Origin of the sequence: Rhodovulum sp. MB263, from assembly GCF_002073975.1 — a bacterium.
Lineage (GTDB): Bacteria > Pseudomonadota > Alphaproteobacteria > Rhodobacterales > Rhodobacteraceae > Rhodovulum.
Genome location: NZ_CP020385.1, coordinates 208,799 through 230,000 on the forward strand (window position 1 = coordinate 208,799; position 21,202 = coordinate 230,000).

20 protein-coding genes (1 of these 20 only partly in view) are annotated in these 21,202 nt (G+C 69.5%); 9 read left to right on the forward strand and 11 right to left on the reverse strand.

The window, feature by feature from the left end:
- Positions 1–3: 3 nt before the first annotated feature.
- On the reverse strand, positions 4–1,266 hold the full coding sequence (locus B5V46_RS19025) for an isochorismate synthase MenF (protein ID WP_231119335.1): 1,263 nt from the start codon (positions 1,264–1,266) through the stop codon (positions 4–6).
- A 437-nt stretch (positions 1,267–1,703) separates the two neighbouring features.
- On the opposite strand from B5V46_RS19025, the gene B5V46_RS19030 reads away from it, so the two are divergent.
- A complete protein-coding gene (locus tag B5V46_RS19030) occupies positions 1,704–3,788 on the forward strand; it encodes a TonB-dependent receptor (RefSeq protein ID WP_080618261.1) in 2,085 nt (694 codons plus the stop codon).
- Positions 3,789–4,348: 560 nt separating this feature from the next.
- On the opposite strand, the gene B5V46_RS19035 is transcribed toward B5V46_RS19030, so the two are convergent.
- Positions 4,349–5,095, reverse strand: coding sequence for a hypothetical protein (locus B5V46_RS19035; RefSeq protein WP_080618262.1), 747 nt, complete (start codon positions 5,093–5,095; stop codon positions 4,349–4,351).
- A gap of 192 nt (positions 5,096–5,287) precedes the next feature.
- Between B5V46_RS19035 and B5V46_RS19040 the strand changes: the two genes are divergently transcribed.
- The gene (locus B5V46_RS19040; RefSeq protein ID WP_155774209.1) at positions 5,288–5,632 is read left to right on the forward strand and encodes a hypothetical protein; all 345 of its coding nucleotides are present in this window, start codon (positions 5,288–5,290) and stop codon (positions 5,630–5,632) included.
- Positions 5,633–6,029: 397 nt separating this feature from the next.
- Here the strand turns inward: B5V46_RS19040 and B5V46_RS19045 are convergent.
- Positions 6,030–6,817 (reverse strand): IS5 family transposase gene (locus tag B5V46_RS19045; RefSeq protein WP_155774210.1). Its coding sequence is split into 2 segments (ribosomal slippage): positions 6,030–6,478 and positions 6,478–6,817, totalling 789 coding nucleotides; the frame shifts between segments, so codons are not numbered across the junction.
- A 60-nt stretch (positions 6,818–6,877) separates the two neighbouring features.
- Positions 6,878–7,912: an ACR3 family arsenite efflux transporter gene (arsB, locus tag B5V46_RS19050; RefSeq protein ID WP_080618264.1), complete on the reverse strand. Its 1,035-nt coding sequence runs from the start codon at positions 7,910–7,912 to the stop codon at positions 6,878–6,880.
- Positions 7,913–8,034: 122 nt separating this feature from the next.
- Here arsB and B5V46_RS19055 point away from each other — a divergent pair, with 122 nt between their 5' ends.
- Positions 8,035–8,385: a helix-turn-helix transcriptional regulator gene (locus B5V46_RS19055; RefSeq protein ID WP_080618265.1), complete on the forward strand. Its 351-nt coding sequence runs from the start codon at positions 8,035–8,037 to the stop codon at positions 8,383–8,385.
- 441 nt (positions 8,386–8,826) lie between these two features.
- Here B5V46_RS19055 and B5V46_RS19060 read toward each other — a convergent pair whose 3' ends face one another.
- Positions 8,827–9,570, reverse strand: coding sequence for a hypothetical protein (locus B5V46_RS19060; protein ID WP_080618266.1), 744 nt, complete (start codon positions 9,568–9,570; stop codon positions 8,827–8,829).
- A 3-nt stretch (positions 9,571–9,573) separates the two neighbouring features.
- Positions 9,574–10,890, reverse strand: coding sequence for a hypothetical protein (locus B5V46_RS19065; protein WP_369822854.1), 1,317 nt, complete (start codon positions 10,888–10,890; stop codon positions 9,574–9,576).
- A 289-nt stretch (positions 10,891–11,179) separates the two neighbouring features.
- Between B5V46_RS19065 and B5V46_RS19070 the strand changes: the two genes are divergently transcribed.
- Entirely contained in the window at positions 11,180–11,884 is a 705-nt protein-coding gene (locus B5V46_RS19070; RefSeq protein ID WP_231119336.1) for a hypothetical protein, read from the forward strand.
- 546 nt (positions 11,885–12,430) lie between these two features.
- Here the strand turns inward: B5V46_RS19070 and B5V46_RS19075 are convergent.
- Complete coding sequence (locus B5V46_RS19075; RefSeq protein ID WP_080618268.1) at positions 12,431–13,015, reverse strand: tyrosine-protein phosphatase; 585 nt, start codon at positions 13,013–13,015, stop codon at positions 12,431–12,433.
- A complete protein-coding gene (locus tag B5V46_RS19080; protein ID WP_080618269.1) occupies positions 13,012–13,521 on the reverse strand; it encodes a hypothetical protein in 510 nt (169 codons plus the stop codon). Before B5V46_RS19080 ends, B5V46_RS19075 begins: the two co-directional genes overlap by 4 nt.
- A 385-nt stretch (positions 13,522–13,906) precedes the next feature.
- Between B5V46_RS19080 and B5V46_RS19085 the strand changes: the two genes are divergently transcribed.
- The 5 genes from B5V46_RS19085 to B5V46_RS19105 all read left to right on the forward strand — a co-directional run bounded on the left by B5V46_RS19085 (position 13,907) and on the right by B5V46_RS19105 (position 17,697).
- On the forward strand, positions 13,907–14,560 hold the full coding sequence (locus B5V46_RS19085) for a response regulator transcription factor (RefSeq protein ID WP_080618270.1): 654 nt from the start codon (positions 13,907–13,909) through the stop codon (positions 14,558–14,560).
- On the forward strand, positions 14,557–15,810 hold the full coding sequence (locus B5V46_RS19090; protein ID WP_080618271.1) for a histidine kinase dimerization/phospho-acceptor domain-containing protein: 1,254 nt from the start codon (positions 14,557–14,559) through the stop codon (positions 15,808–15,810). The genes B5V46_RS19085 and B5V46_RS19090 overlap by 4 nt, the downstream gene beginning before the upstream one ends.
- Before the next feature lie 84 nt (positions 15,811–15,894).
- Positions 15,895–16,551 carry a GntR family transcriptional regulator gene (locus tag B5V46_RS19095; RefSeq protein ID WP_080618272.1) on the forward strand — a complete coding sequence of 219 codons (657 nt, stop codon included), beginning with the start codon at positions 15,895–15,897 and terminating at the stop codon, positions 16,549–16,551.
- Positions 16,552–16,696: 145 nt separating this feature from the next.
- Positions 16,697–17,284, forward strand: coding sequence for a biotin transporter BioY (locus B5V46_RS19100; RefSeq protein ID WP_080618273.1), 588 nt, complete (start codon positions 16,697–16,699; stop codon positions 17,282–17,284).
- Positions 17,281–17,697: a DUF1284 domain-containing protein gene (locus B5V46_RS19105; protein WP_080618274.1), complete on the forward strand. Its 417-nt coding sequence runs from the start codon at positions 17,281–17,283 to the stop codon at positions 17,695–17,697. Before B5V46_RS19100 ends, B5V46_RS19105 begins: the two co-directional genes overlap by 4 nt.
- A gap of 1,035 nt (positions 17,698–18,732) precedes the next feature.
- On the opposite strand, the gene B5V46_RS19115 is transcribed toward B5V46_RS19105, so the two are convergent.
- The 3 genes from B5V46_RS19115 to B5V46_RS20310 all read right to left on the reverse strand — a co-directional run.
- Positions 18,733–19,626 (reverse strand): hypothetical protein, encoded by an 894-nt coding sequence (locus B5V46_RS19115; RefSeq protein WP_080618276.1) that lies wholly within the window; start codon positions 19,624–19,626, stop codon positions 18,733–18,735.
- 131 nt (positions 19,627–19,757) lie between these two features.
- Complete coding sequence (locus tag B5V46_RS19120; RefSeq protein WP_080618277.1) at positions 19,758–21,068, reverse strand: DEAD/DEAH box helicase family protein; 1,311 nt, start codon at positions 21,066–21,068, stop codon at positions 19,758–19,760.
- Positions 21,065–21,202, reverse strand: the 3' end of a protein-coding gene (locus tag B5V46_RS20310; RefSeq protein ID WP_196774421.1) for a hypothetical protein. It continues 228 nt past the right edge of the window; only the last 138 of its 366 coding nucleotides appear in the window; its start codon lies beyond the right edge, outside the window; its stop codon occupies positions 21,065–21,067. The genes B5V46_RS19120 and B5V46_RS20310 overlap by 4 nt, the downstream gene beginning before the upstream one ends.

The following is a 21,202-nucleotide window of genomic DNA, read 5'->3' on the forward strand; positions in this document are numbered from 1 at the left end:
GGATCATCCGTTCGGCTGGCTGGGGAGGGAGGGCTCGGACAGCGCCGCGTCGGGGGGCAGCCCCAGCGCGCTGAGGAAGGCGCCGAACTTGGCGCCGGTCTCGGAGGCTTCGGCATGGGGGTCCGAGCCCAGCACGATCCCCGCGCCCGCGAACAGCCGCGCGCGCGCGCCGCAAAGCTCGGCGCAGCGGATCGCCACGTACCAGTCGCCGTCGCCGCGCCGGTCGCACCAGCCCACCGCGCCGGCGTAGAAATCGCGCGCTACGGGTTCGAGCTCGCGGATCAGCCGGGCGGCGCGCGCGCAGGGCAGGCCGCAGACGGCAGGTGTCGGATGCAGCGCGGCGGCCAGCAGGATGGCGGGCGTTCCGGGTGCCTTCAGCCGTCCCTCGATCCGGGTTCCGATATGCCACATCGAGCGGGTGGCGGCGAGAGCCATGCCTCCGGGCGTGCCCAGGCTCTTGCACCAGGGGGCCAGCGTGTCGAGGATGTATTCGACCACCAGCCCGTGTTCGCGGCGGTCCTTTTCCGAGCGGGCCAGGGCATTGGCGGCGCGTGCGTCCTCTTCGGGATCGTCGCACCGGCGCGCAGAGCCCGCCAGCGGGTGCGAGACGACGCTGTCCCCGCGTTTGCGCAGCAGAAGCTCGGGCGTGGCCCCGACGAGATGACGGGGGGCGCCGGTCCGAGCGTCAGGCGGCAGGGCGACCTGGAAGACGGTCACGGCGGGATCCTCGGCCAGCCGCGCCATCAGTCCGGGCAGCGCGAAGGCCATCCGGTCCTCGACCAGCAGGCTGCGGGCCAGCACGACCTTGGTCAGGGCATCGGGCAGGCCGCGTTCGGCCCGCATGATCTCGAGCGCGCGGGCGACGCTGTCCATGTAGCCACGGGCCGGGGGCTGGGGGCTGGGTTGGCGTTCGAGCCGTGCGGCGCCCGTCGCCGGAACCGGCCGGGGCCGGGCCAGGGCGGTCTCGCCCGGCCATGCCCCGTGGCCGCCCGCGACCTGCCAGAGGCAGTCGGACCCGGCCTTGTCGAAGGGCAGCGCGCCGCCGATCAGCGCCGCGTCGTCAATGTCAGCCTCCCGGCCAGCATCGAAGAATGGGGTGATTCTGTCTTTCAGGGTCGTGGTGCTGCCCGGCTGGAGGGGGCGGACGGGGCCGGTCGCGCAGATCGGGCCACCGGTCTTGTCATGGGCATTGCGAAAGGTGAAGGGCTGGTCGGGCGGCAGCGAGGGCGCCTCTGTCTGGGCGGGATCGGGGAAGGGCAGGGTCACGCATCAACCTCCGCGTTCTGCTTGTCATGCGGGTTTCGCATCGGGATCGGGCCTTCCGGACCCGGGGCGTTTCCGCCCGCAGGGGACATGGAGGGACCGGGGAAACGGGGTAAGGAGGTCGCGCGATGCGTGCCGCGGGCGTCCCGGCCGGGCGGGGGCCGCTGCGCATCGGCCCCGACGGGCCTGGCTGCCTGGGCAGAGCATGTCAGAGCCGCGGGGACCGCTCAACAGGAAAGATTAGTTTTTCGGTCAGGTATGGCGGGGCAGGCTGCGGCAGACTGACCCAATCCTGACTGTTTCGATATACTATATTGCGTTCGGGGGGCCATGCGCTAGAAATTGCGCAGGTCAACGCATGATTCAACGCCCCCACGCGGGCAGATCTCCACCCTCTCGTCGCCAGCCATATCGCAAGCACGAAACATCAAGGCTTTGAAATGGTACAGCGACGAGTCGCCCGCCTGGTCGGCGGCGCCAGCATTTCCGCGCTTTGCGCAGTCACCCCCACCCTCACCATGGCGCAGGAGCTGTCCGAGGACGCCTATTCCCTCGGCACGCTCTTCATCATCGGCGACACCCTGACCCGCAGCTTCCAGAAGACGGCGGCCTCGGTGACGGCGGTGGAGCAGGCCGATATCGACGCGGCCGAGGGCAAGGACAGCGTCAGGGATCTTGTCGCCGACATGGCCAACGTGACCTATGCCGCCTCGGGCGGTCAGGGCGGCGCGCCGACGATCCGCGGCCAGGACGGCGAGGGGCCGAATTCGGGCGCGCCGGCCTTCTTCGGCGGCTCGGTGCCCCGGGTCGCGGTCAACCTCGATGGCCATTACCTGAGCTATAACGAGCTGGTCTATTCCTCGACCTCGATCTGGGATGTCGACCATATCGAGCTGTTCCGCGGTCCGCAGACCATCAGCCAGGGCGCCAACAGCATCGCCGGCGCGCTGGTGGTGAAGACCAAGGACCCGACCTTCGAGCGCGAGGGGGCGGCGCGGCTGGAATACGGCTCGGGCGGCAAGCGTCGCGCCTCGCTGATGGCCTCGGGCGCGGTGGCGCCGGATCTGGCCGCGCGGATCGCGCTGGATTACACTGCGCGGGACAATGTCATCGACTATGTCAACCCGGCCTTCTCGCTGGGCGGGACCGATCAGGACCACCTCTCGCAGACCGCGCGGTTCAAGCTCCTGTGGACGCCCGCCGCGATGCCGGGCTTCGAGGCGATGCTGACCTTCTCGCATACCGACGGCAACCGCCCGACCTGGGAGGCGGCGACCGTGCCGTTTTCCGACTATGACAGCACCGTCACCCAGAACCCCAGCTGGAAGCAGTTCACCAATACCACGATCCTCGACCTGAGGCAGGAATTCGACAATGGTGCGATCCTGACCAACCAGTCGCAATTCTCGTCGCTCTATACCCGGCGCACCACCTCGCCCGAGACGTCGGGCTCTGCGGTGATCGACCAGGACAGCTATTCCAACGAGACCCGGCTGACCTTCGGCAATGACGGTTCTGCGCTGAGCGGCGTCGCCGGGCTCTATCTCTCGCATACCGACAGCGACGAGACGCTGAACCTGCGCGGCATGACCGCCTTCGACGACACCAAGGACAGCCTCGGCCTGTTCGCGGGCCTCGATTACGATTTCGCCGATCGCTGGACGCTCAGCGGCTCGCTGCGCTACCAGCGCGACCGGGTGCAGCGCGAGGGGTCGAGCCCGTTCGCGACCGAGGATCTGGATTATGACGAGACCTTCGACGACTGGCTGCCCAAGCTGTCGCTGTCCTATGACGTGAACGAGGCGACCACCATCGGCGCGATGGTGTCGAGGGGCTACAATCCGGGCGGCGTGACGCTGGGGCTGACCTCGGGCGAATGGGTCGCCTTCGATCCCGAGACCTCGACCGATTACGAGCTCTTCGCCCGCACCCGGGTGCTGGATGGCCGCCTGGGGCTGAGTGCCAACCTGTTCTACACCGATTTCAAGGACATGCAGCGCTATGTCACCTCGGAGGCCGTGGCGGGCTATTACGAGGCGGTGACGGTGAATGCCGAGAAGGCCAATGCCTACGGGCTGGAGCTGGGCTTCGATTACGAGGCCAGCCCGGCGCTGCGCCTGTATGGCAGCCTCGGCCTGCTCTCGACCGAGATCGAGAAATTCTCGGGCGCGGATGCCGATTACAGCGGCAACGAGTTCGGCCGCGCCCCCGGCCAGACCATCAGCCTCGGCGCGGACTGGAAGATCCGCCCCGATCTGACGCTGTCGGGCAATGTGCGCTACAGCGGGTCCTATTTCTCGGATGACGACAACCTGTCGGCAAGCTTCGTCGAGTCCTACACGGTGGCGAATACCCGCATCGCCTATGACCTGCGGGACAACCTGCAGCTCTACGGCTATGTCAACAACCTCTTCGACGAGGACGCGGTCACCTATATGCGCGCCAGCCGGGCGGTTGTCGGCGGCTACGAGGCGACCCTGGTCGAGCCGCGCATGATCGGGATCGGGGTGAAGATGACGTTCTGAGCCCCAGGCGCCGGTTGCCGGAAGGGCCCGCCGCCGCGGGCCCTTGCCGTTTCCGGGCCGCATATCCGGACCGCGGGATCTGCGGGCCCGCACGGACGCGGCGCCGCCGCCTTGACCGGCCGGTCGTCCCGTAAAGCTCCGGCCCCGCCCCGACGCGCCCAATGGCGGCCCTCCCACATGCCGCCGCCCTGCCGCCGCCCCGCCGCGGGGGATGCGGCGGCAGCTTCGGCATCCGCTCGGGCAGGGTTCGGCCCGGTTCCGGAGCGATCATCCGGCCCGCGCCCGGCGATCTCCGGGAACACCGGCCCCGGTACGGTGCCGCCGCTGCGACCGATCGCGTGCGGAGCGGAGGGCGCGGCGCCGGAGCGTTTCCGGGGCGATCCTAGGGACCCGCCCGCCGCACCCTCGACCGGATCGAGAACGGCCGGCACCGCGGGCGTGGTCCGGATAGCGCAGGCGGCTGACATGCCCCCGGTCCCCGGGGCAAGGGGCGCCGGCGCGACGTGACGGAGCTCGAACGGTGTGGTGTGGGGGCTGCCGTCTTGAGACGTACCTGACGACTACCGGAGCTGGAGGTGGATATGGTCGTCATGCCGCGCCGCCCGGCAGCCCTGGAAGCGGATGACCGGATGCGACACGCCCAGATCGCGGAGGAGGTGCGGCTCGATGAAGATCGCGCCGACCCGGTGGTCTTCCGACAGGAGCCTCAGGAGCGCGGCGGTGCGCGCCCGGTCCAGGTCATGGTCGCGCCACAGGGGTTGCAGAGGCCCGAGATCCCATCTGAGCGAGGGCCAGGTCTCCGGGCAGTCGCTCGGGCCCTCTTCGAAGGCGAAATAGCCTGTCGGCGAACGGGTCGCGCCCGGCAGGTAGCCTGTCTCGTCCCGGTAAAACAGCGCGATATCGGCCTTCTTGCCATCGTCATGAGACAGGTGGGGCAGCAGGGGAAAGCCGTTCAGGAAGGGGAAATTCGCGTCCAGGACAAGCGTCCTGGTACCGGGGAGGCGGCGCTCCAGCTCTGCGGCGGTCTCGACGAGCAGGTCGCGGAGCTCGGGGCGGACATAGTTGCGATTGAGCGCGCAGTAGATCCAGCTTTGGACTTCGACGGGCCCGTCAGCGAAACAGTTCAGGGCGACGCGGCCAAACCGGGGTGCGAGCGCGACGGAGGCCGCGGTCAGGGTGGCATAGGCAAGGGTGAATGCGAGCAGCCGTCGTCGAAACGGGATCGAGATCAGCCAGGCCAGCCCGCCGATCTGGGTGAGCAGGGTCAGGGCCGTCATGACGGCAAGATGGCCGATCGGGCGCAGCATGGCGGCACCATGACATCTGTCCTGCCGCCTCGCAATCGCCGGTGCGGCGCGGGGCTTGCCCCCCGGACGGTGCGAATTCGCCGATGTGGCGCAAGGTCGCGGACGGGCCTTGTCCTCGCGCGGGCGGCCTGTCAGAAGGTCGCGGATTTTTGGCTATATCCCTGACGTGACGAGGAAAACATGAAGAAAACGATGATGACTGCTGCAGGTCTTGCCGCCGCTCTTGCCGCCCTGGCGCTGCCGGCGCTGGCCGATGGGGTGCAGACCGGGGTCTTCGTCAATTCGCAGGAGGACGGGCTGATGAAGGAGCTGCATGTCTGCTCGCAGTCCAGCCTGCTGGTCGAAGGCTTCGTGCGGCGCGATATCGACCTGCAGGAGGTGGATGGCACGACCCGGCTGGTACTGAACTCGAACGGCGTCTTCACCTTCGACGTGGTGGATGAGGGCGCGGCCCTGAAGCCGGCCGATGATTTCACCCGTGAATGGGGCACCACCGGCGAATACCGCCTCGATCCCGCGCGCAGCAGCGACTGCTGATGGCAGGGTGGGGCGTGAGCTGCGCGCCCCCGTCCGCCTGATCGTGCCTGCCCGATGGGCAGGGGCAGGTGGGCCAATGACGTCCCCGCTGCCCGGAAGGGCGGCGACGGGACCGGGAGACGAGACCGGGAAAGGTCCTCGGCTCTGCCATCTCGCGGCGCCAGCGGGCTGTCCCGGCCGCGCCGGTGCAGATCCGGCCGGGTCGGCATGGAGGCCGCTGCCAGGTTGGGGCCGGGCCGCACCCGGCGCGGTCAGGCTGACCGGGACCGGGACCGGGACCGGGGCCGGTGGCGGTGCGGCCAGCGGCCCGTTCCGCCTCGTCGCCGGGAAATCGCGAAACAGGCATGACGGCTTCGGTAAAGGGCGGGGTCCTGGTCCGGGGGAGGGGAATCCCAGGTCATGTTGCCAATTGGCGCAGCCATGGGCGGATTGACGTGATATCGACGACAGCCACGAAGCGCTCTGCGGTCCTGTCGCAACGGGTGGCGGCTCGGCGGGCGTTCTTCGATTTGTTGAAGCAGCGTTCAACCGGGTTGCGTCGCCGGTCGGGGGAGCGGTCGATCCCGACGCGCATCCTGCGTGATTGCCGCATCGGGATCACCGGAAGCACAGCGCGCCTGCTATTGCTTTTCCGAATGATGTCAGCATCTTGGCCGCGGTCAGCCAGCAAGACGCTTGGGGCGGGCAGGGTCTCGGCGATGACCGGATCGAAGCCGGGATAATCGGAGCCTTGCCCGGCGGGGATCTCGGTTCTCATGGGCAGCCCGGCGGCATTGACGAGGAGGTGGATCCTGGTCGCGAAGCCACTGGGTGAGCGGCCAAGACCCTGTCTCGGAGACCCCCTTGAGCGCCCGCTGCCTGATGATGGGCGTCACCCTCGGTTCCGTCGATCATCTGAAGTGCATGGAGCACCGCGCCGCTTTCGTTCAGGGCATGCATGATCTGCTCCCAAGGCCCCGCCACTGTCCAGCGCCGGATGTGCCGGCAGAGGCTCGACCATTCTCCAAACGCTTCGGGCAGGTCGCGCCATGGCGCGCCGGGGCAGACGATTCGGAAAATTCCATCCGGAACAAGGCGGTGGTTGGTCGGTTTGAGTCCGTTCGGCGCGCTGACAGTCAGGATGAACCGCTCAAAGAACGCCCATTCCCCGTCCGACATAAGGGCGGGGGCCAAGCTGGTCTCCATCGCCGATACCAGCTTCGATCACACTTGCCGCGCGGGGCGAACCCCTTTTGTCAACACCGCCTAGTGCCCGGCGAAGCGGGTGCGGGTGCGGTTGGCGAAGGCGACCAGGGACAGCATCACCGGCACCTCGACCAGCACGCCGACCACGGTTGCCAGCGCCGCGCCAGAATTCAGGCCGAACAGGCTGATCGCCACGGCCACCGCCAGTTCGAAGAAGTTCGAGGTGCCGATCATGGCGCAGGGCGCGGCGATCCGGTGCGGCACGCGCAGGGCGAAGGCCGCGCCATAGGCGAGGGCGAAGATGGCATAGCTCTGGATCAGGATCGGCACCGCGATCAGCAGGATGACGCCCGGCCGGGCGAGGATGGTGCCGCCCTGCAGCCCGAACAGGATCGCGACGGTGGCGATCAGCCCGGCCATCGACAGCGGCCTGATCCGGGCGGTGAAGGCCCCGATGGCCTCGGCCGATCCCAGCAGCCGCCGCGTGAGGAGCCCCGCGATCAGCGGCAGGACGACATAGAGCACGGTCGCCAGGACCAGCGTGTCCCAGGGCACCACGATCTGCGTGACACCCAGCAGCAGCGCCACGATGGGGGCGAAGGCCACGACCATGATCAGGTCGTTCACCGAGACCTGCACCAGCGTATAGGTGGCATCGCCCCGGGTCAGCTGGCTCCAGACGAAGACCATGGCGGTGCAGGGCGCCGCGCCCAGCAGGATCAGGCCCGCGACATACTGGGCCGCGTCCGCGGGCGCGATCCAGGGCGCGAAGATGTGCTCGAAGAACAGCACCGCCAGCAGAGCCATCGTGAAGGGCTTGATCAGCCAGTTCACCGCCAGCGTGATCAGAAGCCCCTTCGGCTGGCGCGCGACACCGGCGACGGCCCGGAAATCGACGCTGACCATCATCGGATAGACCATGGCCCAGATCAGCACCGCCACCACGAGGTTGATCGAGGCGATCTCGGCCGCGGCGATGGCGCCCACCAGCCCCGGTGCCACGGCTCCGATGGCGATCCCCGCCACCATGGCCAGCGCCACCCAAAGCGTCAGCAATCGTTCGAAGGGGCCCATCGGGGCTGCGGTATCGGCCATGTCTGTCTCCGGGGAACGGTTCACGATACAGATCCGTTATTTCGGGTAATAACGAATTGATATCATTGCTGACGCCTTGCCGCGGCCTTGTCAAGACGTCTCATTTCGCGTAATGGCGAAATATGGAACAGAGCCACGCCATCGACGCCTTCGGCGCCCTTGCCCATGACGCGCGGCTGGCGATCTTCCGTCTGCTCGTGCAGCGCGGGCCGGGCGGCACGCCGGCGATGGAGATCGGCCGCCTGCTGGAGCTCAGGCCCTCCACCCTGTCGGGGCATCTCGCCACGCTGAAGCGGGCAGGGCTGGTGACGACCGAGCGGCGCCACCGCGAGATCCTTTACGCGCCCTGTTTCGAGGCGGTGAACGGGCTGGTGCATTTCCTGCTTCAGGATTGCTGCGGCGGAGACAGCGCGGCCTGTGCCGGGGCTCCGGCAGACATCCTGGCTCCGAAGGCAACACCCGTTCCGGACTGACCGGGCCCCGCCCGGAAGCTGCGCAGAGGATGGCCGGTCGGTCGTGAAGCCGGAAGCATTCGACCTTCGCGCCCGTCGGGCCGAGTGGGCCGGGCTGCCTCTGCGGGGGGACGGATAGGGCTGGATTAGAGGCAGGCATTGTTTCGGGAGGGGCGCGCCTGCGGTCCGACGGGGTGGCCGCGGACCTTCCCCATGAAAAAGGCTGCACCTTGTGGGGCGGTGCCTCTCGGCGGCGCGACTTGCCGCGATCGCGGCTTCGTCATGGGGCCAGTTTTGCGGGCCAGTTATGGGGACCGGTGTTGGGGACCTGGTTGTCCCTGCCTTTGCAGCACAATCCGAGTTCTGCTCGAAGAGGTGATCCGGACACCCTTGCCTGGACCCTGCCCGGAGCGTGGGTGGCACGCAGGTGGCCGGCTGGCGGCATTGGACAGCGATCTTCGGCTAGTCCTCCGATGTGACCAGCCGGAACGCGATCAGCTCTTGCCGGTCGAGCAGGTAGATCTCGCCGGGAGGGGTGCGCATCGCAGGTTCCAGGAGGGCGGGATCGATCCCCATTTCCCGCAGATGGGCCATGACCTCGGCCTGCCCGCGCTGGATGTCCTTGACGGCCATGAAGGCGGGCAGGAAGGTGTTCTCGCCGAAATAGTGCTGGTGAACGCCAAGGCGGCCATCCGGGGCCACGCTCCGTTCGACCCCGCCGGCAAACATGTAGGGACAGGCCGAGAAGCAGATGGCGCCATCGCCGACCGCGGTGTCGATCCCGCGCTCGCGCAGCGTGCGGCCGATGGCCAGCGCGTCCCGCACCGAGCCGCCGGTGCTGTCGAGTTCCAGCAGGCGGATGGCGTCGCCGTTCCGGGCGCGCCGGGACAGTTCCCCGAGCAGGCGATCGGCATCGCCCGGCGCGATCTGGCCCGAGATCTGCAGCCGGTCGCCGGTTCCCTCGAAGGTCAGCCGCTCTGCCATCGGACGCCCGCGCGGCGTGTCGGGACCGGCGGGATGGCGGTCGGGGACATAGGGGCGCACCGACGGGTCCGCAGGCCCCGCCCCCGGCGCGCCGCCCGGCCGCGGAAGGGCCGCCAGCAGATCCATCGCGACAAGAACTGCCGCGATGCCCGCCTGCACCGCGAGGACGGCGAGGATGGCCCGGCGCAGGCTGCGCGCGGAAGGGGGCCGGATCTCGTCCATCGCCTAATCCGCCCCGCCGAACGGCACGGCTTTCGGCCGGGCAGGGGGGCTGGCCCCGGTCGCCGGGGCCGCGCGCTCCTCGAGGCCGAGCGCGCGGGCGGCCTCGAGCGCGGCGCGCAGTTCGGCCACCGTCATCGTGTCCTGCAGGGGGCTGACGCCGCGGCTCGACCGGATCGCCTGCTGCGTCACCATGAGGATGAAGACCAGCACGCCGGGCAACAGGTCGATGGCGATGGCGCCTGCCCAAGAGGGCACGAAATTCCCCGCATAGCGGATGACCGCATCGGCGGCCGAGAGGGGTGTGTATTCGACCTCGGCCGGTTCGGGCCGGGTGGCGACCTCGGTGGCGGCGGCCTTCAGGGTGTCGGCCCGGTCGCGAAGCGCCTGCAGCACCGAGGCGATGGTCGCCTCCTGCGACCGGCGTCCGAGGGCCGAGCCCGCATCGAGCTCGGGCAGCACGACCGAGTCGCGCAGATCGCCCGCCGCCCGCACCACGAGGGGGGCCGCATTGAGCTGGCGCAGGCGCGCCACGATCCCCGAAAGCCGCACCGCTTCTTCCGAGAACATCACTGACCGGTTCTCGACCGCGCCCGCCTGGACGGTCAGTGCCCGCATCCGGCTGAGAATGGCATTGCCCTCGGCGAAGGCCTCCTCGACGGCACGGCCCTGGTCGGCGATCTGCTCCTCGAGTGCGGCCAGTTCCGCCGCCTTCTGGGTCAGGATGCGGAACACCGCGCCACGCCCGGCAAGGCCCGAAAGATTGCCGACCTCTTCCTGATCGGACAGGCTTTCGAAACTGGCCCGCACCCGCGCGACATCCCGCGACAGGCTCTGGCCCGCGATGGTGTTGGCATGGGTCCGCTCCAGCGCGGCCTGATAGTCCTGCACGGTCTGGGCCAGGTGCTGTTCCACCGCAGCCGCCCCCGCAAGCGCCGCCGCATTCAGCCAGGAGGACATGGCGATGATCGCGACGCTGCCCAGGGCCATCGACAGCAGCAGCCCGGTCCGTGACGCGGCGGTCCGCATCGCCGGCAGCAGCCGCATCATGTAGGTCCAGAACACGAAGATCGCGACCGAGACCGCCAGCGAATAGGCGAGTGCTGCAAAGGTTGTCCAGGCGCCGCTGTCATCGAGCAGCGAGCGCACGCCGATATAGGTGTAGATCCCAGAGGCCGCCGCCAGCACCCCGAGCGCAACCCCGGTGAAGCTGTCGAGCCAGGCAAGATGTCCGGTCAGCTCGCGGGCATGCTGGGCCGGGTCGCGGGGCAGCGCCTGGCGGCCCGGATCGGTGTCGGGATCGGTATCGGGCGAAGCTGTCAAAACGCTCTCCTTTCAGCGGGCGGCGTCATAATGATAGCGCATGTGGGCGCGGGGACACGGGCCCTTCCCGGGCGCCAGGGCTACGCCAGGGCCGGGGTCGCGACGTTTCCACGGATCGGGTGTCGTCTCGGAGACATCGCCGTTTAGCATGCCGCGGGCAAATGACCCTGCCCAGAGTTGTCCGCGTTGAACTGTCTGAAATGCGGCGCGCAGATTGACGGCGATCTGCGCGCGATCGGGCTTGTCAGCTGTGATTTCTGCCAGACTACGCTGGTCTGCGAGGATGACCATGGCGCCGCGGCGCGCCTCGGTCCTGATCCTCGGCGGCGGCGACGGCATGGCCGCCCGCGAGGTGCTGAAATACCCGAAGGTCCGGCAGGTGACGCTGGTCGATCTCGATCCGCGCGTGACAGAGATCTTCCGCGGCCGCCCCGATCTGGCGGTGCTCAACCACGGCGCACTCAACGACCCGCGCCTGACGGTCCTGAACACCGATGCCTGGCGCTTTGCCGAAACCGCTCCGGACAGTTTCGACGTGATCATCGTCGATCTGCCCGACCCGAAGAACATCGCTCTGTCAAAGCTTTATACGCGACAGTTCTACCGTCTTCTCAGCGAAAGGCTGAGCGCGGGCGGCGTGCTTGTCACCCAGGCCGGATCGCCGCTCTTCGCGCGCCAGGCCTTCTGGTCGGTGGTCGAAACGATCGAGGGCACAGAGCTGCCGCAGCTCATGGACGGCCATTGGCATGTGACCCCCTATCACAGCTATGTGCCGAGCTTCGGGGAATGGGGCTTCGTCATGGCCTCGGCCCTGCCTCTGCGCGAGATGAGTTTCCCGCAGGCCGACCGGATGCGCTATCTGACCCCCGAGACATGGCGCGGCGCGCAGGTCTTCGGTGCCGACATGTCCCGCATCGATGCCGCGCCCAACACCCTGCAATCCCATGCCCTGGGCAGATATTGCAATGACGGCTGGGACGAATGGTTCCGCTGAAGGCGTGACACGGGCCCGGGGCGCGGGTGCGTTCCGGCATCCGCGACGGGCGGGGCAGACCGGTGCAGGCCCGGCATGCGTCGATCTGCGGGATACAGCGCCGGCCAGTCGGGAACGTCTTTGCGTCTTCGCCGCCGCGGGCTCCCCCGGCAACTGTTTCGGCGCCTTCACGTTCGCTTCCGACGGTATCCCGTGCTGCCTGCCGAGGTCCGCTCGCACCCGCGCAGGACCTTCCCGGGAAGGCGCTCGGGCGGGCCGTCGGCGAGCCATGCGGCCCCGCCGAGATTCATGAGGACCTCATGGGGATCGTATTGGGACGGCTGCCGCGCCGCAGGCGCTGCATGTGCAGCTGCCGGAACCTGACCGGACGGTGCTCGGTCGGCGCTCGGCCGCGCGGGCACGCACGCAACATATGCACGAGGCGCCGTTCCGGGCGGCAAAGCGGATCTGCCTGTCGTGGACCGGCCCCCATGGCGGCCTCTTGCCCTTCGCCACGGGAAACCGGGAGCAGGGCTGCGGCAGGCCGACCGCGGGCTTAGCAAAGGCTCAGCTCTGGCCGAAGCCCAGCGTCGGTTCCAGCGCCTCCCAGCTTTCATCCATCGCATAGGCGGCCGACAGATAGGGAATGCCGACATGGCCGAAGCGGAAGGAAAGCTGGAATTCGGCACTGTCCTCGCTGTCATGGGCGAGCCCGGCAAGATAAAGCGCCGCGGCAAGGCCGGTGCGGTCGGCGCCCTGACGGCAATGGATCAGGATCGGCTTCGGCAGGCTTTTCATCAGCGCAAGCAGCGCCCCGGCTTCCGTCACCGAGACGGGGCGCCCGGCCGAGAGCCCGAAATCGGCATGAACCGCTCCGGCCTGGCGCGTCGCGGCCAGTTCGTCGCGATACCAGCCGCGATCCTCGCGGGCACCGCGCAGGTTCAGCACGCTCCGTATGCCATGCGTCCGGATCACCCGGCCAAGCGCCTGCGGATCGAGCTGCGCCGAACGGAACAGCTCCTGCGGGCGAACCTCGTGGAAATTGCCGCCTGCCTGCAGATACCCGGCCCATCCGGCAGCGGCGCTGAGCGCCAGCCCGGCCCCAAGCAAAGCCACCCGAAACGCCCGGCCCGTCCCCGAAAGGCGGCTCATCCGCGCGGCCCCGACGGGCGGCGCCTGTGGCCGCTCGGCATCGCCCGGCCGAGGGCCTCGCGCTGGCGCGGGCTTTCGACGATCCCTCCGGCGACAACCAGCGCAACCGCCCCGGGGAGGGGGATTTCAGGCCGCTCGGCCATCGGCTCGGCCCCCCGGAACGCCTCGGCGGTCGGTCGCCAGCCGCCGGGACGCGCAGGTGCGGTCGGGCCGGAACACGCCGGGAGCGTCGCGCCGCCCGCCGGATCGTGGCCCGGATTCCGCGGCGCATGGCCTACGGCCAGCCGGCCGGGATCGCCCAGACCCGCGCGCGGGCCAGGGATGAAACCGGCAAAGCGGGCAGGACGGGGTCCGATGACGCGCCGGACAATTCGGACGATACCCACGGTCCGACGCCCGCCGGGGAGATGGGCCGCGGCCTTGCGCCCGAACCGCCGGACCTCGGCGCGGGCCCGGAAGAAACGCTCCCGGATTGCAACCCTGTCACCGCCCGGCCGGTCGGTCATCCGAGCCCCGCTCCTCGAAGGTCTCCGGACCGGGGAAGACCTCGGCCCGCCTGTCCCGGCATCATGGGCACAGGTCCCGTGGCAGCCAGTCTCGGCCTTGACCTTGCGCCTTTGCCCGCTGCGGGCGGCACGCCGGGCCTTCAGCTCCTCAGTCGGGCGCCAGCCGGTTCTGGGCACGGAACAGCGCGCGCTTGCCGGCAGCGACGAGGCCAGCAGCGGCGGGGTCGGCAGCGCGAGGGCTGGACGCGGAAGGGCGGGATGCATGGGAAAGACCTCCATCTGCTGCGATGGCCCCGGGATGTTCTTCCAGCCTTGCGCCCGGCTTACAGTCGCCGCAAAAAAACGCCCCCTTCCCGAAACCGGGGAAAAACGGTTAGTTCGCAGCATGAGAGTGCTTGTCATCGAGGATGGCGCCGATCTGGCCGAGGCGATCCGGACCTATCTGAGCCGGGACGGACATGCCGTCGATCTGGCCGCCGACTGCGCCGAAGCCGGGCTTCTGCTCGATCTGGCGCAATATGACGGCATCGTGCTCGATCTCGGGTTGCCCGACGGTTCGGGTCTCGATTTGCTGCGGGCGCGGCGGCGCGACGGGCTGCGCACGCCGGTCGTCATCCTGAGCGCGCGCGACCGGATCGGCGACCGCATCGCCGGGCTCGACAGCGGCGCCGACGATTACGTGGTCAAGCCCGTCGATCTGGGCGAGCTGGCGGCGCGGCTTCGGGCCAATGCCCGGCGCGGCGAGGGCGCGCCGGGGGTCGAGCTTGCGTTCGGGCCGCTCCGGATCGACCGCGCCCGCGCCCGGGTCTGGCGTGACGGTGCCGAGATCCGCCTGACCGCGCGCGAATGGGCGGTGCTCGACGCGCTTCTGGCGGCGCGGGGCCGGGTGCTGTCGCGGCAGGTGCTGGAAGACCGATTGTATGATTTCGATGCCGGGATCTCGGGCAATGCGGTCGAGGTCTATGTCTCGCGGCTGCGCGGCAAGCTCGGGCGCGGGCTGATCGAGACCCGGCGCGGCATCGGATACCAGATCCCGTGAGCGGCCGGTCGCTGAGCGGGCGCCTGATGCGGCGGGTGCTGGCCGTGGTCGGCGCCGGCTGGTTGCTGAGCCTCGCGGTCGGGCTCGGGGTCATCGCGCATGAGATGAACGAGCTTCTCGATCGCGGCCTCCGGACCCAGACCGAGCTGATCCTGGCGCTGGTCGAGGCCGACCGGCCGGTGCCGCCGCTCTCTGCCGGGCTGCGCCTGCGGGTGCTGCGCGCAGACATGCCGACACCGTCCGCCCCCTGGCCCGGGATCGGCCCGGGGGCACATCTCGAAACCTCCGCCTGGCATGTGATGCGCCGCGACAGCGCCGATGGCCGGGTCGCGGTCGAGCTTGGCCAGTCGACCGGCTGGCGCCGCGAGGAACTGATGGAAAGCGCGCGGGCCTTCCTGCTTCTGATGGCGGCCGTTCTGGTCTCGGCGGTGCTGGCGGTGCGGCAGGGCACCCGTGCCGCGCTGAGGCCCGCGCGCGATTTCGCGGCCCAGATGGCCCGGCGCGATGCCGGCGATCTCTCTCCGGTCCCGGCCGCGGATCTTCCGGCCGAGCTGGCGCCGATCCCGCGCGCGCTGAACGGCTATCTCGGCCGGATCGAGGCGCTGCTGGCGGCCGAGCGCCGCTTTGCCGCCGATGCCGCGCATGAGCTGCGCAGCCCCATTGCCAGCGCCGCCGCCCAGGCCCAGCTGATCGCCGAAGCCAAGGCCGGGCCCGAGGCCGCAACCCGGCTCTTGCGGGCGATCGAGCGGCTGGGGCGCATCGTCGAACGGCTGCTGCAACTGGCCCGGGCCGAGGCCCCGACAGGACTGGACAGCGATCGCGCCGACCTGATCGCGATCCTCGATCTGCTGATCCGAGACCGGCCGGGCGCGACGATCCGCTTCGACGATGGCGACCACGACCGGCTCGACCTGGCGCTGGCGCCCGACAGCCTGGCGATCCTGCTGGCCAATCTCATCGACAATGCCCGGGACCACGGCACCGGACCGGTCGAGATCGTCCTGCGTCCCGGCCCGGTGCTGGTGATCGCGAACCCGACCGATGGCCCGGCCGAGCTGCTTGGCGACCGGTTCGCACGGCGCCCCGGCTCGGACGGCACCGGGCTTGGCCTCTCGATCGTGCGCGCCCTGGCCGACCAGCACGGCATCGGCCTGTCGCATGAGGCCGGGCCCGGGCGGATGACGATACGGCTCGATCTCGCGGCCCTCGTTCCCACCCTCGCCACCGGCCCGGATCCGGCACCCGGCTGAGCCCTCCACGGGCCGCCGCTGCCCCGGCAACACCGGCCGCGTGGCGCTCTCGACCTGCGGCGCGGGCTGAATTATCCATGAGCCATGCCGCAGATGCCCTCAGAATCGCTTGCCGCCCGGATCGGCCGCCAGCTTGCCAGCCGCATCGTCTCGGGCGAGATCCCGCCCGGCGCCCGGCTGAGGCAGGACCATATCGCCACCGAGTTCGGCTCGAGCCATGTGCCGGTGCGCGAAGCCTTCCGCCAGCTCGAGGCGCAGGGGCTGGTCGAAAGCCTGCCGCGCCGGGGCGTCCGGGTCGCGGCCTTCGGGCTGGAAGAGGTCCGCGAAGTCGCGCAGATGCGCGGTGCGCTCGAGGTGCTGGCGCTTCGCAACGCGGCGCCGCATCTGACCCCGGCCATCCTCGACGAGGCGGAAGAGGCCACCCGTGCCGGGGACCGCGCCCGCGACGTGCAGAACTGGGACGCGGCGAACCGCCGGTTCCACCGCTCGATCCTGGCCCCCTGCGGCATGCCGCGGCTCTTGCGCAGCATCGAGGATCTTCACAGCGCCAGCACGCGTTTCCTGATGTCGGGCTGGCGTGCGGAATGGGACGCCCCGACCGATCGCGACCACCGCGCCATTCTGGTTGCGCTGCGCGCGGGCAATGTCGAGCAGGCAGCAGCCCTGCTGGAACGACATGTGACCTGGGTCGGCCCGGCCCCCGGGCGCCGCCCCGCGGCCGGCCCGGCCCGACAGACCTGAAAGACCTGACGGGCCCCCGGTTTCGTCCGGTCGCGCCCTTCCGCAGGGGGGCGCGCCGCGGCTTGGGCCTTGCGCTCGCGCGCGGGTTGCGGTCAATCTCGGATATAAGATGGAATCTTTATCTATAATCTTGAGGGATGCCTCCATGACCGCGCTTGTGACCCCCGCCGAAACCGCTTTCTCGCCGCTCGATCTTCAGAACCGCCCGTTGCTCTGGAAGATCGGCGCGGTGCTTGTCGGCACGCTTTTCCTTGCCCTCGCCTCGCAGGCCGAGGTGCCGATGATCCCGGTTCCGGTCACGCTGCAGACGCTGGCTGTCGGGCTGGTCGGCGCGCTTTACGGCTGGCGGATGGGCGGCATCACCATCGCGGCCTGGCTTGCCGAGGGCGCGATGGGCCTGCCGGTGCTGGCGGGCGGCGCGGCCGGGCTGCCGCATTTCTTCGGGCCGACCGGCGGCTATCTCTTCGCCTTCCCGGTTGCGGGCATGATCGTGGGCTGGCTGGCCGAGCGTGGCTGGACCGGGCGGCGCATGGGTCTGGCCTTCCTCGGCATGCTGGCCTGCAATGCCGCCTGCCTTCTGCTGGGTGCGGCCTGGCTTGCGCTGCTGATCGGCGCCGAGGCGGCCTTCACCGCCGGGGTGCTGCCCTTCCTTCTCGGCGCGGTGCTGAAATCGGCGCTTGGCTCGATGGTGCTGAGGCTGCTGTGCGGCCGGACCCGCCGCGCCGCCGAATGACGCTGCGCCTGCGTCCGCACCATCTCCTGTGCCTCCTGACCTTTGTCGGCAGGGGGTACAGCCCGGCCTTCACCGCCAACATGACGGCCAGCGTGGGTCGGCTGCGGGCCGGGGAAGAGGCCGAGATCGTCGACGGGCCGGACGATCTCTGCGCCCCTCTGCTTGACGGCCCCGAACCTCATTGCCACCGCTGCAGCGTCACGGCGCGCGACCGTGCGGCAGCGTCTGCTGTCGGGCGCCTTCTGGGGCGGACCATCCGGCCCGGCACGCGCCTGCGATTCGATGCGGGCTTGGTGCGTCGGCTTCGACAGGCCTTCGCCGCCGGCAAGATCCGGTCGGCCTGCGGCGGATGCGAGTGGCATGAGCTTTGCAGCAGGGTCGCGGCGTCTGGCTATGCGGAAGCCTCGCTTTGAGCGCCGCCCCAATCCCGCCGTGGTGCTGGTCCCGTCCGTCGTAAATCCTTGCGCAACGGAACGCGCGCGCATGGTCGCTGGCCTCTGTCGCGCCGAGGGCAGAAGCCGCATCCCGGGCAAGGTCGGAACCGCATTTCAGGTGACGAGGGCGACCGGTCTTCGCGGCCGCCGCCCGTGTTCGCGGAGCTGAAGGTCAGGCCCGGTTTCGAGGGAATCCGGGAGACGCATTCTGGCTGTCTTGCGCGCGGCCCCGGCCATCGCCGCACCGTCATCCGAACGGGTCGGGTGTCGCGCCCGATCGATATCCCCGCCACCGGCGGCGCCCCGATCCGCCCCGCTTTCCCCTTGCCCGGCCCGCGGGCTCCCGCCGTATGCCTTGCGGGGCGATGCAGGCCCTCCGCTATGCCTGTCTCAAAGGTGCGGGGGCCTGGCTTCGGGAGGCGCGTGCAAATCGCTTTTCAACGGGAAACGCTCCCGCTCCCGCCAGAGCTCGAGGGCAGGGCGGTCCCGCGTGATGCCACCCTCAGGCAAGGCGGCGGGAATGGAGGCGATCTGCATCGATGTCCCGGCCTGTGGGGGGGCAAGCAGCGTCCGGGCTCTGAAACATGAGAACAGGTTCCGGAGGCCCGCGACCGTATCGGCCGACATGTGAAATGGTCCGGGCACTCGATGCTCGTTATTCCCTGTGCCGACGCGCGGGACTGTCTGAGGGACCTGAGGGGCCGTGCGGTCCTGATCGCGACGAAGTCTTTGTGATCCGCACAAGACGCAGGCCCGCCCGTTGAAAACAGGGCCATTTGATCTTGGCGTTTTCGGCGGGGGGTTCCTGGCCGGAAGAGAAGCGGAACCGTATGAAGGCCTCGACGGACATGCGCGCGCCGGGCCTTCATTCCGAAGCGGGGCGGGCAAGGCAGGCCGGTCCCGGAGATCTGGTGCGGTTCGGAGCCCCGGGGGCTGGCAGGCTGGATCCGTCTCCCCGGAGGGTCCGGGCCTTGTTGCGCATGGCGGAACGGAGCCGGCCCGAAGGCAAAGCCGTCACTTCCATTGCGGGTTATGCGTGGTCCGGTTCCGTAAAGTCCGCAATCTTGCGGATTGCAGGAGGCCGCGTCCGGCCACGGTGCGGGTATAGACGAGCTGGCCCCGGCCCAGCATGGCCTGCCAGTTCTTCCAGAAGATCCCGGCCCGCCGCTTGTTGCCGTCGAACCGGGGCGGCACGGCGAAGAGCTGGGAGCGGCCGCGCAGGAAGCCCGCGGGGACAACGACCAAGTATCGCGGATTGGTCACGGGATGGAGAACCCGCCGGAGGGTCTCGTGGAACAGGGTCTCCTCGTAGCGGCTCGCCCGGTCGAGGCCGATGCGGTGTCCCTCGGGGCCTTCGAGGACATAGGGCGCGATGTCCCGGTCGGGGCCGATATCGCCAAGCTGGCGCAGGCTTTCCAGCACCAGATGGCCCATCCGGCCGAGTGTTCTGCGGATCTCGGGCTCGGGGATCGGCCGGCCGGACAGGCGGCGCCACAGGCTGGCGAGACCTCTGCTGCGGGGCAGGACCAGCTGGCTCTGTCTCTGTGCGATGCCGGTTTCCTGCATCAGGCGGCCGCCGATCTCTGCGCCGGTTTCAAGCGCTCTGTCCCAGTCCCGGGCGAGATCCCCATGGGTGGCCGCCAGCCGCCGCGCCTTCTCGTTCTGGACGGTGCTGGTGGCTTCGGGCGCGAACCAGGACCGGATCTCGAGGGCCTCGCGGTCGATCCGGGCGAAACAGGCAAAGGGCCTCGCGAGGGCCTCGAGATCCTTCCCCGAGACATGCGCGTCCGGAACGACGGCGATATGCCAGATATTCGAGCATTTCGAAGGGTTGCGGCGGTCGATGCGCAAGGCCCACCCGCGCAGCTGGTTGATCGCGACGAAGCTGGCCAGATTGGTGCCGAGCACGAGCGCGTTGAATCCGGACGCGTCCCATCCCTGTCCCGGAAAGGCCTGCGTCCCGATGATGCCCCTGACATCTCCTGCGTGGAAGGCCGTATTGGTCCGCGCGATGGCGGCATCGAAATCCCGCCCCTCGATCAGGACATGGTCCGGCCGGTCGGAGAGCGGCTGCGCGGCAAGACCCCGGCCAGCGCCCGGGGCAGAACCACGACCTGTCCCGTCATGATCGCGGCATCGCGGCCACCGCCACCGGCGGTCAGTCTGCGAAACAGGTGGACGGCGCTGAACCCCGTGGCTGGGGTCTCCGCGGCCAGCGACAGGCGGCCGATTCGGTCCACGAAGATCGCCATGTGCAGATCCGGGCCGCGGGCCGCGCGTTCGAGAGCGTGGATTTCGAGGCAGGCCTCGAGCCGGGTGCCGTCATCGCGCAGGATCCCGATCCGGTCGGCGAATTTCCGAGGCGGCAGCAGGATACGGTCATTGCGGGGCGCCCCCATGCGGGTGAGGCTCTGCAGGGTCGGGGCGGGAAGGCGCGCCTTCAGCCCGTCGCAGAGGATCCGGAGCCAGTCCCAGGATTGCGGCGGTATATCTCCCTCGCGGATCTGCAGCAGCCGCCGGGCATAGGGAAGCAGCGGGCGCCCGGCATCGTGCAGATAGACCGGCATGGCGCTGAACAGGTCCGGCTCGTCGAGGATTTCTGCCGCATGGGTCCTGCAATCAGCGATCCAGGGCAGGGCCTCGATCATGGCGAGCAGCGCGGGATCGTTCCGCAGCAGCTCGAGGCTGCCGGCCTCGTCCTCGCGGTTCCGGACATAGGTCGCCGCATGGCGGGTCACGGCGGCGAAGACCAGATCCCGATGCGGGCAGAGATCTCGCGATTGCACCAGCACGGGGGCCGGGATCTCGGCATCGATGGGGCCGCAGAGCGCGTCGTAGTTCCGCCATTCCCGTGCGACGGCATTGTAGGGAGGGGTGGCCGTCAGCGACAGCGTCACGCCGTCATGGCGTCCGGACAGCCCGGTCAGGGTGTGCCACCATCTGCGGCGCAGGTGATGCGCCTCGTCGAGGCAGCGCAGGCCGACGGCCGGGACCGTCCCGGCGCGTTTCTGATGCACGCCCTGATGGGGCGAGACCCGCAGCGGCACATCTGCCGAAAGGTCGGTGCTGACCAGACCGGCCAGATCCGGCAGCCGGTCCCCGACGAAGTCGGATTTCAGCCGCTCGATCCACTGATCGCGCACGAGAATGTTGGGGGCCAGAACGAGGCAGCGCAGCCCGAGCCCGCGGATGATCTCTAGGCCGAGGACCGTCTTGCCCGCCCCCGGCGCGGCCACGACATGCAGCTTGCGATCGCCCAGATGGGCCTCGAGATCGGCGAGGATGCGTGCCGGGTAGCTGCGCCACGGACGGCGGAACGCCAACGCACCGAACAGCCTTTCGGGGCTCATCTCGGCAGTCGCCCGAGCTGGACCCGGAAGGCCTTCATCGACTGCGCCAGCGCGTCGGTGCGGCGGGCCTGGCAGGAGGCCACGGCCGCCTGCAGGATGTCGAGATAGACCCTGAAATCCGCCTGATCCGCGGG

Coding starts and splice junctions, on each gene's coding strand:
- B5V46_RS19095 (WP_080618272.1), top strand. CDS start 15,895: ATGCCGCAGATGCCCTCAGAATCGCTTGCCGCCCGGATCGGCCGCCAG.
- B5V46_RS19055 (WP_080618265.1), top strand. CDS start 8,035: ATGGAACAGAGCCACGCCATCGACGCCTTCGGCGCCCTTGCCCATGAC.
- B5V46_RS19070 (WP_231119336.1), top strand. CDS start 11,180: ATGGCGCCGCGGCGCGCCTCGGTCCTGATCCTCGGCGGCGGCGACGGC.
- B5V46_RS19105 (WP_080618274.1), top strand. CDS start 17,281: ATGACGCTGCGCCTGCGTCCGCACCATCTCCTGTGCCTCCTGACCTTT.
- B5V46_RS19040 (WP_155774209.1), top strand. CDS start 5,288: ATGATGACTGCTGCAGGTCTTGCCGCCGCTCTTGCCGCCCTGGCGCTG.
- B5V46_RS19085 (WP_080618270.1), top strand. CDS start 13,907: ATGAGAGTGCTTGTCATCGAGGATGGCGCCGATCTGGCCGAGGCGATC.
- B5V46_RS19060 (WP_080618266.1), bottom strand. CDS start 9,570: ATGGACGAGATCCGGCCCCCTTCCGCGCGCAGCCTGCGCCGGGCCATC.
- B5V46_RS19035 (WP_080618262.1), bottom strand. CDS start 5,095: ATGCTGCGCCCGATCGGCCATCTTGCCGTCATGACGGCCCTGACCCTG.
- B5V46_RS19075 (WP_080618268.1), bottom strand. CDS start 13,015: ATGAGCCGCCTTTCGGGGACGGGCCGGGCGTTTCGGGTGGCTTTGCTT.
- B5V46_RS19100 (WP_080618273.1), top strand. CDS start 16,697: ATGACCGCGCTTGTGACCCCCGCCGAAACCGCTTTCTCGCCGCTCGAT.
- arsB (WP_080618264.1), bottom strand. CDS start 7,912: ATGGCCGATACCGCAGCCCCGATGGGCCCCTTCGAACGATTGCTGACG.
- B5V46_RS19030 (WP_080618261.1), top strand. CDS start 1,704: ATGGTACAGCGACGAGTCGCCCGCCTGGTCGGCGGCGCCAGCATTTCC.
- B5V46_RS19080 (WP_080618269.1), bottom strand. CDS start 13,521: ATGACCGACCGGCCGGGCGGTGACAGGGTTGCAATCCGGGAGCGTTTC.
- B5V46_RS19120 (WP_080618277.1), bottom strand. CDS start 21,068: ATGAGCCCCGAAAGGCTGTTCGGTGCGTTGGCGTTCCGCCGTCCGTGG.